The organism is Agrobacterium sp. rho-13.3 (assembly GCF_033957765.2).
Lineage (GTDB): Bacteria > Pseudomonadota > Alphaproteobacteria > Rhizobiales > Rhizobiaceae > Agrobacterium.
Genome location: NZ_CP192775.1, coordinates 1,596,334 through 1,609,329 on the forward strand (window position 1 = coordinate 1,596,334; position 12,996 = coordinate 1,609,329).

Below are 12,996 nucleotides of genomic sequence, written 5' to 3' on the forward strand. Positions count from 1 at the left end.
ACGATGTCCTTTTTTACGCCGCCGCTGCCTTGAATGTCATGGCAACGCCATTCATGCAGTATCGTAGCCCCGTTGGCTTTGGCCCATCATCAAAGACATGGCCCAGATGACCACCGCACCTGCCGCAATGAACTTCCACGCGCACCATGCCGAGTGACGCATCGCGTGTCGTTCCAATGGCATTGTCGAGAGGCTTCCAGAAACTTGGCCAGCCTGTTCCGCTCTCGAATTTGGTGTCAGATGAAAACAGAGCCTGTTCGCAGCCGGCGCAGGAAAAAACACCTTTGCGATGTTCGCCGAGAAGCGGGCTGCTGCCGGGATATTCCGTGCCTTCCTGGCGCAGAATATTGAACTGTTCTGAGGTCAGAAGCTTGCGCCACTCGCCTTCGCTGTGTGTGACGGCGAATGTTTCATTCGGTGCAGCCAGAAGAGTGCCGACACTGACGGCTAGATAATCCGCCATAAACGCGGCGACACCCGCCGCCAGAAGTTCGCGCCTGTTCATAATAAATGCCTCCGTTTGAAAACTGGTTTCTGTTGGCAATTACGTGCGCGAAAGTTTTTAGTTTCACCTGGCTCGGGCGTGCCAACATCAGTTTCAGAGACGTCATGACAATATCATGCAGGCCAAGACTTATGGCTAAGGGGTCGTGTCCGGTCATGGGGGCCAAGGCCTAGTTCATCTCAAGACTTGAGCAGCGGTAAAAGCTGCTGTCCCTGACGTTCGATTTCTGCCAGATAAGGCGTGTCGGACAATATGAACTGGGTAATACCAAGGTCGCGGTATTTGCGCAAAGAGCGAGCGACATCCTCTGCCGATCCCACCAACCATGTGGTGCCGGCACCGCCGCCGCCAAAACGACCGGGGGCGGTATAGAGGTTTTCGTCCAAAACATCGCCCTTATTTTGCAAGTCAAACAGCCGTTGTTGACCAACCGCTATGGATTGAAGATGGTCGTTCCACCGTGCGCCGGTGCTTTTTGCCATTTCTGCGACTTTGGCTTCGGCGTCCGCCCAAGCCTGCGCTGTTGTATCGCGAACGAGAGTGGTAATGCGCAGTCCGAATTCCAGCGGCGGCAGATCGCGGTCCAACCTTTTACTCAAGCCTTTCAATCGCTCGATCCGCTCTTGAATGGCCTCCAGCGGCTCGCCCCAGAAAAGTTGAACATCGGCCTCTGTGGCAGCGACTTGCTCTGCCGCGTCGGAGGCGCCGCCGAAATAAAGCTTGGGATGCAGCCGGGTGCCGCGAGGCTCCAGCCGTGGCACAACAGTTGAACCCGAGACGCTGAAATGCTCGCCGGAATAGGTGACGTTCTCTTCGGTCCACAAACGGCGCACAAGCCGCATGAATTCTTTGGTGCGGGCATAACGATGGGCCTGATCGCCTTCGCTATCGCCATAAGCCGCCAAACTGTCCTTGCCGGAAACGATATTCAACCGGACGCGGCCGTTTGTCAGGTGATCCAAAGTTGCGGCGGCAGAGGCGAGATTGGCTGGCCTCCAGTAACCTGGGCGAACGGCTATCAGCGGTTCAAACGTGGTGGTTCGGGCCGCAAGCGCCGTGGCAACAGTGAAGGTATCTGGACGTCCCCAACCAGTGCCCAGCAAAGCACCTTTCCAACCGTTTTCCTCTAGCGCCTTTGCATGGCGGGTGAGTGTTTCGAGGCTGTTATGTCCTTCAACGGCAGCATCGCCGCGATGTCCTGCTTTGGTGTCATTGGGAATGTACCAGAGAAACTCACTGTCCGTGCTCATGCGGTCTTCCTGCTTTATGTCTCAGTATTAGTGTCGGTCCAGCCGCTCGGCGGTCTTGTCGCCAATCCACTGGATGCCACAGACGATGACGATCAACACCGCCACCACGGCGATCATCACGTTGGTTTCAAAACGCTGATACCCGTAGCGAATGGCGAGATCTCCCAGACCACCGGCACCGATGGCACCTGCCATGGCAGAAGCGCCGATCAGCGTGACCAATGTGACGGTGAAACCGGCAATGATGCCCGGCAGCGCTTCCGGTACCAGCACTTCGCGAATGATGGTCCAGCGATTACCACCCATGGCGCGCACGGCTTCGATCAAACCGTGATCCACTTCACGCAAGGATACTTCGGCAATGCGCGCGTAGTAGGGGATTGCAGCGATGGAGAGTGGCACGATCGCCGCCCATGTTCCAAGCGAGGTGCCGACGATCAACCGTGTGAGCGGAATGAGCGCAACGAGCAGGATGATGAAGGGAATGGAGCGGAAAGCATTGACGATGCTGCCGATGAAGCGGTTGACCCAAAGGTTTTCAGCAATGCCACCGCGCGAGGTGATGACCAATGCCAGGCCCAAGGGCAGGCCGACAACCAGAGAGATCACCCCGGAGGCGAACGTCATCAGGATCGTTTCCCAGAGGGAGCGGATCAAAAGTTCAATCATGATCTCAGACATAACCCAGCACCTCCAGACGTGCATCGGCGGAAGCCAGTTTTGCTTTTATTTCGTCGAGTAAGCCCACATCAGAGCGCGGAACGGCCAGAAAGAAGCGCGCAACGGGCTGTTGCTGAATGTGTTCGATGCCGCCTTCCAGAAGCCGCACCCCACGAGAGAAGGCCTCTGCCAGATCGCTGAAAAGCCGGCTTTGTGCGTAACTGCCAACAAGGTCGATGCTGATGAGAATGTCGTTGCCGTTCTTTTCATCCAGCGCGTTGCCGAGGTGAACAGGCAATTGCGGACGGTTCCCGGCGAGCAGGCTTTTGGTGATCTCGGCATATGGGTGCGAAAAAACGGACCAGACGTTGCCTTCTTCTACGATCTTGCCGGCATCGATCACCGCCACGCGGTCCGCGATGGCGCGAACGACATCCATTTCGTGCGTGATCAGCACAATGGTCAGTCCGAGCTTACGATTGATGTCTTTTAGGAGAGAAAGGATGGATCGGGTCGTCTCCGGGTCCAGCGCCGATGTCGCCTCGTCGGACAGCAGCAAGGCTGGTTTTGCCGCCAATGCGCGCGCAATGCCGACACGCTGTTTTTGGCCACCGGAAAGCTGGTTTGGGTACGATTTTGCCTTGTCGGTCAGACCGACCAGTTCCAGCATTTCGCGTGCGCGTGCCAATCGCTGGGCTTTGCCAATGCCTTCGATTTTCAAGGGAAGCGCCACATTGGCTTCGACAGTCTTTGCCGACAGGAGATTGAAGTGCTGGAAGATCATGCCGATCTTGCGGCGCAGCGGTTGAAGCTCCCGCTCGGGCAGCGCGTTGATCTTGCGGCCTTCGATGATGATGTCGCCGGTATCAGGGCGCTCAAGTCCGTTCAGGCAGCGAATGAGCGTGGATTTTCCCGCACCGCTTCTGCCGATGATGCCGAGGATTTCTCCCCTGTGCACGGTCAGTGAAACGCCGTCCAATGCAGGCACCGGCCCGAAACGACGGTGCACATCGGTCAATCGGACGACCTCTTCGGTCTTCGTCGCTTCTGCCTGTGCTGGAATGCTCATGTGGCTGTTCATTCTATCTTCCTGCAAATGAAGGCGGCACGGAATACACCGTGCCGCCTTTTTGATGTCGTTGGCGCGTCGCTTAGTAGGCGCTCAAACCCGTGCCGCGATAAACCTTTTCGAACACGGCCTTCACCGCATCGTTCTGGTAAGAGGCAACCAGCTGCTTCACCCAAGGCTGGCTCTGATTGCCTTCCTTGACGGCGATGAAGTTGCGATAAGGGTTGTCGGCGGTTGGTTCCTGCGCGATGCGGTTGTCTGGACCCAGACCAGCCTTCAACGCCCAATCTGTGTTGATGACGGCGGCATCGAGATCATCGATCGAGCGGCCAACGATACCGGCGTCGAGTTCCTTGATCTTCAACTTCTTGGGGTTCTCAACGACGTCGGCGAGGGTCGCCAGAATGCCCGTGCCATCCTTAAGCTTGATCAGGCCTTCGTTCTGAAGAACGCGGAGCGCACGACCTTCGTTGGAAGGATCGTTCGGAACGCCGATCTGCGCGCCTTCTTTCAGGTCAGCAACGGTTTTGTATGTCTTGGAATAAAGACCGATTGGCCATACGCCCGTGTAGCCGACCGCCACGATCTTGTAGCCATGCTGCTTGATCTGGTTGTCGAGGTAAGGCTTGTGCTGGAATGCATTGGCGTCGATTTCGCCGCGCTCCAAAGCTTCGTTTGGCTGTGTGTAATCATTAAAAATGACGGTTTCGATTTTCAGGCCGTTCTTTTCAGCCTGCTTTGTGACTTCACGCCATACATCTTCATCCTCGCCGCTGATGATGCCGACCTTAATTGTCTTGTCCGCTGCCTGAACAGCAGGGATGCCAGCTACGCCTGTGAACGCGGCTGCGAGCAATGCTGCCACACCAGCGCGGCGGGTAAAGGAGATGGTGTTTCCTAGAATATTTTTCATTTTTTTGTCGCCCTTGGGTAGTTGAAGCATTTGCTTCTCACGCTGCCAAGAATGTCAGAGCCGATGGGATTGAACGAAGCAGGCACATTTATTTTGCGGTGCGAAAGAGGAAAAGGTTTCCGCATCTCCCCATGCATACGGGCAAAATCTACTTTGCACAGCGAATTTATGTTTTTCTACTTGGGGTGATGGATAAGGCAAATCACGCGGAAAGATTGGTCCGCGAAAGGCCGGAAAAAGTCGATGTTAAAACGAATTTTTCTCAATCTAAACAATTACCGGTAGGCTTTTCCCATTGAAACGGAGAATGGGCAATAGCAATAGTCGACTAAAATAATGGAATTGGACATTCTTGTTTCAGGACAAGACGTGTCGGTGTTTTCCATATGTCCGGCACGTTCAGGTCGTTGGATTTTGCGGTGTGCGACAGCACAATTGAGGGAGCATGTATGTGTACCACCTTGATCGTTCCGGGTCTCAATGGTTCGGGAGACGGCCACTGGCAGCATTACTGGCTGCAAGATGACGACCGCGCGAGACTTGTCGATCAGGACAACTGGCAATGCCCGGTGCTGGACGACTGGATGCGACGTTTCGAACACGCGCTTGCCGAAACCGATCATGCATATATTGTCGCGCATAGCCTCGGCTGCATGTTGGTTGCCAATATGGCGCGCAGGCCATTGGCTAAAAAGATCAAAGGTGCTCTTCTTGTCGCGCCCGCTCATCTTGGAAGGGTGGAGGCGTTGCATCCATGTATCGTCAGTTTTGGCGAGGCTCCCGCTGACCCACTTCCCTTTCCAAGCGTTGTCGTTGGCAGCACGAATGATCCCTACATGGACGTTGGAAATCTGGGGCAGGCGGCTTCTGGCTGGGGCAGCGATCTCGTCAACCTCGGTTCCGTCGGACACATCAACATTGCCAGTGGTTTTGGACGCTGGCAGCAGGGTTACGGCCTGTTGGATCGATTGGTTGATCCGCGCGATCAAGGCCGCGCGACCGTTAGAACGACAATGGCACGAGCAAACGAAACCGCTCTCCGTCAGCACGTCGCATCGTAACCGCTGAGGGCGGCATCATGCCCGGCGAGTGCGATAACACTTCAATTCTCTTCAAAATCTGCGTGCGCTGTTCCGGGTGTCGTCGAGCGCATCTCGTCCAAAGCAGCTCAACGTTTCCTCAGCGTCTGTATGTCAACGAACCATATGCAACCAATGGGAGTTTTAAACCTGATTTATGGCGGTAAATTTCTAATTTTCAGTCATTGGTTGTTTTTGAGCCATACTATTCTTTTTCTATGGAAAATAAGGAATGCTGTTTCTTCGCTTAAGCTAATTCTCTTGGCACTGTCTCCTGGTCACAAGCGTATCGGCCCAAAATCGGGATTGGTGTTGGAAAGCACGATGCGCAGGGTTCAACGGGTTGGAGTGTTTGTGTCGGGTCCAAATGAAACCACGACGCTCCAGATAAGCTAGGGGATGAAGGACGTGTCGAAGACCAAACTGATTGTATCTGCTCTGACAGGGCTGTTTTTTTCTACCGTATCTCTGACGGCCGCGAGCGCTTCGGACGCGCTGGTGACGGCTGATTGGCTCAAGCAGAACCTGGAGAACCCCAAGGTCAAGGTGTTCGAGGTGAGTGTCGATACGGGCGTCTACGAGCGAGGCCATATTCCCGGTGCTGCAAACCTGAACTGGCACACGGACCTCGTGGACAAGCAGCGCCGCGATATTGCGTCGCGTGAAAATTTCCAGTCTCTTCTACAGAAGGCCGGTGTGGGGGATGACACGACGATCGTTCTCTATGGCGACAACAACAACTGGTTTGCCGCCTGGGGCGCATGGGTTTTCGAAACCTACGGTCTTGGCGACAGGGTAAAGATTCTGGATGGCGGTCGCAAACTGTGGGAAGCAGAAGGCTTGCCGCTGGATACGGCAACAAAGGGTACCAAGGAAACCAAGCTAACCCTCGCGGAACAAAATCCTGAGGTGCGGGCACGTTTTCTTGATGTTGTTGCCGTTGCCGAGGGCAAGCACAATATCAAACTCATCGACATCCGCTCGTCTGATGAATATTCCGGCAAGATTTTTGCGCCTGATGGCGTGAAGGAACTCTCGGTGCGCGCGGGCCATATTCCGGGCGCCGTGAATGTTCCATGGGGAACCATCGTCAACAAGGATGGCACGTTCAAATCCGCAGACGAGATCAAGAAAATCTATGCGGAAAAAGGCATCGATGGTTCCGCGCCTATCATCACCTATTGCCGCATTGGCGAACGGTCGAGCCATACATGGTTCGCACTCAAGAAAATTCTGGGTTACGACGTGCGAAACTATGACGGCTCCTGGACGGAATACGGCAACGCGGTCGGCGTTCCGATCGCCAACCCAACCGGAACCGTATGGACCGGCAAATAACAGCACTGTCCTCAAACAAATGAAGCTGGCGCACCTGAAACGGTGCGCCGGCGATTTTTCACGATCGCATGCCGGTGGGTTTCATGGCTTTTACATCTGGTCGCTTGGCAGCCGCCGCGATTTTCGTTGCATTGGTGGCAGTGAGTAATTGGCTTGCATCGCAAGAAAACGGCAGGCAACTCGCATTCTCGTTTGTTGCAGGCGCTGCCTTTGGTGTCGTGCTTCAGCGGGGACGCTTTTGTTTCCTGTGCAATCTTCGAGATCTCGTTGAAAGCAAACGGTCTGAGGGCGTTCTCTCAATTCTGGTTGCGCTCGTCGCCGGCGTTGTTTTCTATCAGGTCGTGATGATGGCGTGGGTCCCGGTGCCGCAACCAGATCGCTTGCCACCCAACGCCCATATCGGGCCGGTTGGCTGGGTGCTGGCCGTGGCATCTGCCGTTTTCGGCTTCGGTGCCGCGCTGTCCGGCTCTTGCCTTTCGGGACACTTTTATCGGCTGGGAGAAGGAGCATTCGGCTCTATCGTCGCAATCATCGGCGCGGGCTTCGGATTTCTGCTGGCATTTCTCAGCTGGAATTTCCTGTATACGCTTAGCGTTTTCGATGACGTGCCCGTATGGTTGCCCCATTATCTTGGCTACGGTCCAACGCTCGCGCTGTCCTTCCTCTTGCTGGCTGGTTTGATTGCCCTTGTTCTTTACATCGACCGTTCAGAGCCAATCGATGTGCCAAATTTTCGGGGAAGCCGACTACAGCAAGCCTTCTCCGCCATCTTCATCGAGCGCTGGCCGCCCACTATAACCGGCCTTCTGGTTGCGGCCATCAGCGCATTTGCTTATTTCCGCGTTGCCCCTCTCGGCGTCACAGCAGAACTTGGCAGCATCATCCGAACAGTGGGCACATCGCACGGTTGGACGCCAGAAACCCTTGCGGGTCTTGATACCGTGCGAGGCTGCATCAGCGCCATCAAGACGACACTCCTTTCACCCAATGGCGTGTTTGTAGCGGGGCTGATCGTTGCCAGCTTCGCCTCAGCGCTCATTGCAGAAAAATTCGTCCCATCATGGCCAACTCCACGCGGAATCATCTCGCGGTTTATCGGTGGGGTGTTGATGGGTTGGGGAGGAATGACAGCACTGGGATGTACAGTTGGCGTTCTGCTGTCCGGCATTCATGCGGGGGCGTTGTCCGGTTGGGTCTTTCTGCTTTTCTGCGGTGCCGGTGCGTTTGTCGGCCTGTTTTTCAAACGCCGCTTTGCGTGGCCTTGAGGTCTGGCGACGCCACCTTTTCGCGCCGTATCGAAACAAGATTCAAAAATTTTCTCCAAGTCTGCGCTTTTGGAAAATCCTGCCTGTCTGATTTCAATAGTTAATACTAATTATGGATTATATAAATTAACTGGGATGTGCCATGACAGACGACGTTATCTCTGGCCTCAACCGCCGCAATCTTCTTAAGCTCACCACGGTCGCTGGTCTGGCAGCCGGTGTTGGACTTGTCGCGAAGAGCGGTGCTTTTGCCGATGAAGGGCTGTCTCTCAAAGGCAAGCGCATTGGTATCAGTGCGACGGGGACGGATCACTTCTTCGACTTGCAGGCCTACAATGCTCAAATCGATGAAGTGAAAAAACTGGGTGGCGAACCGATCGCCGTCGATGCCGGTCGCAATGATGGCAAGCTCGTTTCGCAGTTGCAGACGCTTATCGCTCAAAAACCGGATGCCATCGTTCAACTGCTGGGCACGTTGAGTGTGATCGATCCTTGGCTGAAGAAAGCCCGTGACGCAGGAATTCCTGTTCTGACCATCGATGTGGGTTCGAACAATTCCCTGAACAATGCCACCTCCGACAATTGGGGCATTGGCAAAGATCTGGCGCTCCAGCTCGTGTCCGATATTGGCGGCGAAGGCAACATCGTCGTGTTCAACGGCTTTTACGGCGTAACACCTTGCGCAATCCGCTACGATCAATTGGTCAACGTCACGAAGTACTTCCCCAAGATTAAGATCATTCAGCCGGAACTGCGCGACGTCATACCCAACACCGTTCAGGATGCCTTCACGCAGATCACCGCAATCCTGAACAAATATCCTGAAAAGGGTTCCATCAAAGCCATCTGGTCTGCCTGGGATATCCCTCAGCTCGGTGCCACGCAGGCGCTCGCGGCTGCGGGACGCACGGAAATCAAGACGTATGGCGTGGATGGTAGCCCTGAAGTTCTTCAGTTGATTGCCGATCCGAATTCGCCAGCCGCTGCCGATGTTGCGCAGCAGCCTGCGGAGCTTGGCAGAATTGCCATCAGGAATGTGGCGCGCCATCTGGCAGGTCAGACGCTTCCGCGTGAAACCTATGTGCCTGCATTGCTGGCCAACAAGGCAAACGTTGCTGAAGTCTCCAAAAAGCTCGGTATAGGCTAATGGCCATAGTGCACTCGTGGATAATCCGCGAGTGCATTTTTTATCCTTGATACCGCGACCCAAGACGACACATCGATTGAAAACTAGGGCGTGCGACGCTCAAGGAGGTATTCCTATGGCTTTCGCTCCCAATATTGAGGAGCCTCTTGACGTTCGGGACAACGCTACCATCGTCAGTTTCCAGAATATCAGGAAGGCTTTTGGTGGCGCTCAGGCTCTGGATGGCGCCTCGCTCAGTGTCGCTCAAGGGACTGTTCATGGCCTCGTCGGCCAGAATGGAGCGGGAAAATCTACGCTCATCAAACTGCTTGCGGGGCTGCACGCTGTCGATAGTGGCGTGATAGAGATTGATGGAAAAACATATGAGAGGCTGACGCCGCATCTGGTCGAAAGCCTTGGTATCCACTTCATTCATCAGGATCGACTTCTGGTGCCGACATTCACGGTTGGCGAAGCTCTGTTCCTGGGGCGGGAACCACGGATTGCTGGTACACCGTTTCTTGATCGCGGCGTGATGCGCCGCCGCGCCGACGAGACATTGGAGCGATACTTCGGTGTGAAACTGCCAACCTCAGCGCTGATTTCAGAGCTCACCGCCGCCGAAAAGCAAATCGTCCAAATCACCCGTGCTTTGCTGGCGGACCCGAAGGTTCTGGTTTTTGATGAGCCGACCGCAGCGCTCGTCCGGAGAGAGGCCGATCTACTATTCGGCCTTATTCGCAGACTTCGAGATCAGGGAATAACCATCATCTACATCTCACATTATTTGGGTGAGATCGTTGATATCTGTGACACAGTGACGATACTGCGCAATGGCAAGGACGTTGCAACCCTGCCGGTGGCAGGCACATCTGCTTCGCAGATCGGTGCACTGATGGTGAACCGCAAAATCGATGAGTTTTATCCCAAGGCTAAAGTCGATCTAGGCAAAAGCCTTCTTCATGTTGAAGGGTTGAGCCTCGCAGGCAAATATCGTGATGTCAGTTTTCAGCTGAGAAAAGGCGAAGTTCTCGGCTTTACCGGCCTTGTCGGATCAGGCGCGAAAGAGGTTGTCCGTTCGCTTTTTGGACTTGAAAAACCATCGTCCGGTGCCATTCAGGTGTCCGGTGAAAGTGCGTCCATTGCATCCCCGGCGAAAGCGACCAGACAGCGACTTGCACTGGTTCCCGAAGACCGCAGACGTGACGGCGTCGCGCTGGACATGACAGTCAGCGAGAATACGACCCTTGCAAGTCTCGGCCGTTTTTCAAAGCTCGGTTTTTTAAAAAGCGGCAAGGAACAAAGCCATACCAATGATCTTATCGGCCGGTTGCAAATCAAGACGGCTGGGCATGATGCGCTTGTGCGGACGCTGTCTGGCGGCAATCAACAAAAGGTGGCGCTGGCCAAATGGCTCAGCCGTCAGTCAGAGATATATCTGCTGGATGAGCCTTCCGTCGGTGTCGATATCGCGGCCAAAGTCGAAATCTATAACCTCATCGGTGAACTGGTTGAACGCGGTGCAGGCGTGATCGTCCTGTCGTCGGATATCGAGGAGCTGCTCGGTATCACAGATAGTATACTGGTTTTTTACCGCGGTCGGATCGTGCGCGAATTCCAGTCATCGCAGGCAAACCAACAGCAGGTGCTTGGCGAGGTGACGGGCGCGTCTGAAGGACATGAATATGGTCGCTGATACTTCTTATGGCGCCGTGGATTTTGACGGTTCGGCTGCCGTTGATACGGACAGGGTCGGCCTGTCGAAGCGCTTCGAGACACTGTTTCTGCGCGGCGGCGCATTGGCTGTTTTCGCCGTTGTGTTCATCTATTTTTCTGTGGCGACGCCGTTTTTCTTCTCGGTCGGCAATATCGGGAATGTGCTCTCCCAGTCGGCTATCGCTGGGGTTCTCGCTATCGGCTTGACCGTCGTTTTGATTGCGGGTGGCTCGAACGTGGTCAAAGGCGGCATCGATTTGTCGCTTGCTGCCAATATGGGCCTCAGTGCCGCAACTTATGCCACTCTGTTGCAGGCAGGATATGGTGATGGTGTTGCGGTAGGCGGCGCACTTGCCGTCGGCGTGTTGATCGGCCTGGTCAATGCCATCGCTGTCACCGTCGCCGGAATCGCACCGCTGCTTGCAACATTGGCTGTCATGAATGTCGTCGCGGGTTTGGAGCTGGTTCTGACCCAGAACACGGTCATCCCGGCTTCGTCTGATTTTCTATCCGCGTTTTCCGCTTATGGACCATTGGATATTCCTATTCTGGCTTATGTGCTGGTCATCGTCACGGTTTTGGCAACGGCCATTGTTCAATACACGCCGATTGGTCTTCGCCTTTATGCCGTTGGCGAATTCCCGGAGGCTGCGCGCGCGTCAGGCTTGCCGGTTAAACGCTTCGTTGCGGGCTCGTTTCTGGCAAGCGGATTGTGTGGCGGCATTGCCGGTATTCTGTCTGTCTCATATCTCAGTGGCAGCACGACGGGTGCCGGAGAAATGTTGCTGCCGGTGGTCGTTATCGCGTTGCTGGGTTCGGTCTTCTCACGCCGGCTTGTGCCAACGATCACAGGCACCTTTCTCTCGGCAATCTTCATTGGATGCCTTATCAACGGCTTTCAGCTTCTCAATATTTCCAGCACATTGGTCAACGGTGTTCAGGGTGTTCTGATCCTGCTGGTGGTCTCTGCCACAACCATTCTACGCAGGGAGAATCGCTAAGATGGCGTCTGAAACAGCACCCTTTCCCGCATTGGGAACAAAGGCGGCAAACCGTTACGCGCTCGTGACGAGATATGCCCTGCCAATCATCCTATTACTTGTCTTTATCCTGTTCTCTTTGGTGGCGCCGTCATTTTTAACATCGGCCAACCTCGTCAGCCTGCTCGTCAATAATTTCACGCTGCTGGCCATCACAGCGATTGCGATGACTTTTGTTGTCGCTTCAGGCGGCATTGATCTTTCGGTCGGAACGTCCATCGACTTTGCCAGCTTCTTTTTTGTCTCGCTCGTGCTGGCCGGGCAACCTGTCTGGGTGGCCGGGATAGCCGGACTTCTCGGCGGCGGGCTTGTCGGCGTTTTCAACGCAATTCTCATTTCAGGAATTGGAATTTCGCCGTTCCTCGCAACACTCGGCACTTTGTTTGTCGGGAGAAGCATTCAGCAGCTTCTCACGAACGGCGGGAATCCGGTTTATCTTCCTCCGGCGACCATCCCTGAAACATTCCGCAGCATTGGCCATGGTAGCCTGTTGAGTATTCCTGTTCCGCTCATCATCGCTTTTGTGGTTATTTTGGCCGCATGGGCCGTGCTTTCGCGAAGCCGCTTCGGTCGGGTGATCATTGCGTCAGGCATTCAGGCGAGTGTGGTGCGTTATTCCGGCATCCGGTGGTCGCTCCAGATCGCCACGACCTACATCGTTGCTGCATTGATTGCCGCAATTGCGGGCCTGATCGTCACCTCGACTGTCACCGTTTATATTCCTTCATCCGGCAGCGCCTTTCTGCTGAATGCGATTGGTGCCACATTCATCGGGACAACCCTCAACCCCAATGGCCGTCCCAACGTGGTTGGCACCGTGCTCGGAGTGCTGCTGCTGAGTATTGTTGCGAACGGGCTTTTGCTGTCAGGCCTTAACTTTTATTGGCAGCAAGTTGCCACGGGCCTGCTTATCTTTGTCGTGCTGGTCGCCGGTGCGGCAAACAAAGGAGCGTTGCAACGTTCATGACGTTGCTTCTCATTTTCCGCCATATCGCAGTTTGAAAACACGCCACCGTTATGAGCCCGGTGGCGTGT

The 12,996-nt window shown here is 54.8% G+C and carries 12 protein-coding genes; 7 read left to right on the forward strand and 5 right to left on the reverse strand.

Annotated elements, in window-relative coordinates; genetic code table 11:
* Positions 1-13: 13 nt before the first annotated feature.
* From msrB to RMR16_RS22130, 5 genes are all read right to left on the reverse strand, one after another.
* Entirely contained in the window at positions 14-508 is a 495-nt protein-coding gene (gene msrB, locus RMR16_RS22110) for a peptide-methionine (R)-S-oxide reductase MsrB (RefSeq protein WP_413785946.1), read from the reverse strand.
* 176 nt (positions 509-684) lie between these two features.
* The gene (locus tag RMR16_RS22115) at positions 685-1,755 is read right to left on the reverse strand and encodes an LLM class flavin-dependent oxidoreductase (RefSeq protein WP_320197761.1); all 1,071 of its coding nucleotides are present in this window, start codon (positions 1,753-1,755) and stop codon (positions 685-687) included.
* Between the two features lie 27 nt (positions 1,756-1,782).
* Positions 1,783-2,436: a methionine ABC transporter permease gene (locus RMR16_RS22120; protein ID WP_320197762.1), complete on the reverse strand. Its 654-nt coding sequence runs from the start codon at positions 2,434-2,436 to the stop codon at positions 1,783-1,785.
* Complete coding sequence (locus tag RMR16_RS22125; RefSeq protein ID WP_320197763.1) at positions 2,429-3,496, reverse strand: methionine ABC transporter ATP-binding protein; 1,068 nt, start codon at positions 3,494-3,496, stop codon at positions 2,429-2,431. The genes RMR16_RS22120 and RMR16_RS22125 overlap by 8 nt, the downstream gene beginning before the upstream one ends.
* Before the next feature lie 70 nt (positions 3,497-3,566).
* Positions 3,567-4,397 (reverse strand): MetQ/NlpA family lipoprotein, encoded by an 831-nt coding sequence (locus tag RMR16_RS22130; RefSeq protein WP_320197764.1) that lies wholly within the window; start codon positions 4,395-4,397, stop codon positions 3,567-3,569.
* A 449-nt stretch (positions 4,398-4,846) separates the two neighbouring features.
* Between RMR16_RS22130 and RMR16_RS22135 the strand changes: the two genes are divergently transcribed.
* From RMR16_RS22135 to RMR16_RS22165, 7 genes are all read left to right on the forward strand, one after another.
* Positions 4,847-5,458 (forward strand): alpha/beta hydrolase, encoded by a 612-nt coding sequence (locus tag RMR16_RS22135; RefSeq protein ID WP_320197765.1) that lies wholly within the window; start codon positions 4,847-4,849, stop codon positions 5,456-5,458.
* Positions 5,459-5,884: 426 nt separating this feature from the next.
* Positions 5,885-6,814, forward strand: coding sequence for a sulfurtransferase (locus RMR16_RS22140; protein WP_320197766.1), 930 nt, complete (start codon positions 5,885-5,887; stop codon positions 6,812-6,814).
* An 83-nt stretch (positions 6,815-6,897) separates the two neighbouring features.
* Positions 6,898-8,079: a YeeE/YedE family protein gene (locus tag RMR16_RS22145; RefSeq protein ID WP_320197767.1), complete on the forward strand. Its 1,182-nt coding sequence runs from the start codon at positions 6,898-6,900 to the stop codon at positions 8,077-8,079.
* Between the two features lie 142 nt (positions 8,080-8,221).
* Entirely contained in the window at positions 8,222-9,226 is a 1,005-nt protein-coding gene (locus RMR16_RS22150; protein ID WP_320197768.1) for a substrate-binding domain-containing protein, read from the forward strand.
* Positions 9,227-9,341: 115 nt separating this feature from the next.
* Positions 9,342-10,901, forward strand: coding sequence for a sugar ABC transporter ATP-binding protein (locus RMR16_RS22155; protein ID WP_320197769.1), 1,560 nt, complete (start codon positions 9,342-9,344; stop codon positions 10,899-10,901).
* Positions 10,891-11,922 carry an ABC transporter permease gene (locus RMR16_RS22160; RefSeq protein WP_320197770.1) on the forward strand — a complete coding sequence of 344 codons (1,032 nt, stop codon included), beginning with the start codon at positions 10,891-10,893 and terminating at the stop codon, positions 11,920-11,922. Before RMR16_RS22155 ends, RMR16_RS22160 begins: the two co-directional genes overlap by 11 nt.
* A gap of 1 nt (position 11,923) precedes the next feature.
* Positions 11,924-12,928, forward strand: coding sequence for an ABC transporter permease (locus RMR16_RS22165; protein WP_320197771.1), 1,005 nt, complete (start codon positions 11,924-11,926; stop codon positions 12,926-12,928).
* Positions 12,929-12,996 lie beyond the last annotated feature (68 nt).

Bases quoted from the DNA above. Each gene is read 5' to 3' on its own strand.
- RMR16_RS22145 (WP_320197767.1), top strand. From the start codon at position 6,898: ATGGCTTTTACATCTGGTCGCTTGGCAGCCGCCGCGATTTTCGTTGCA.
- RMR16_RS22125 (WP_320197763.1), bottom strand. From the start codon at position 3,496: ATGAACAGCCACATGAGCATTCCAGCACAGGCAGAAGCGACGAAGACC.
- RMR16_RS22160 (WP_320197770.1), top strand. From the start codon at position 10,891: ATGGTCGCTGATACTTCTTATGGCGCCGTGGATTTTGACGGTTCGGCT.
- RMR16_RS22130 (WP_320197764.1), bottom strand. From the start codon at position 4,397: ATGAAAAATATTCTAGGAAACACCATCTCCTTTACCCGCCGCGCTGGT.
- RMR16_RS22150 (WP_320197768.1), top strand. From the start codon at position 8,222: ATGACAGACGACGTTATCTCTGGCCTCAACCGCCGCAATCTTCTTAAG.
- RMR16_RS22165 (WP_320197771.1), top strand. From the start codon at position 11,924: ATGGCGTCTGAAACAGCACCCTTTCCCGCATTGGGAACAAAGGCGGCA.
- RMR16_RS22120 (WP_320197762.1), bottom strand. From the start codon at position 2,436: ATGTCTGAGATCATGATTGAACTTTTGATCCGCTCCCTCTGGGAAACG.
- RMR16_RS22155 (WP_320197769.1), top strand. From the start codon at position 9,342: ATGGCTTTCGCTCCCAATATTGAGGAGCCTCTTGACGTTCGGGACAAC.
- RMR16_RS22135 (WP_320197765.1), top strand. From the start codon at position 4,847: ATGTGTACCACCTTGATCGTTCCGGGTCTCAATGGTTCGGGAGACGGC.
- RMR16_RS22115 (WP_320197761.1), bottom strand. From the start codon at position 1,755: ATGAGCACGGACAGTGAGTTTCTCTGGTACATTCCCAATGACACCAAA.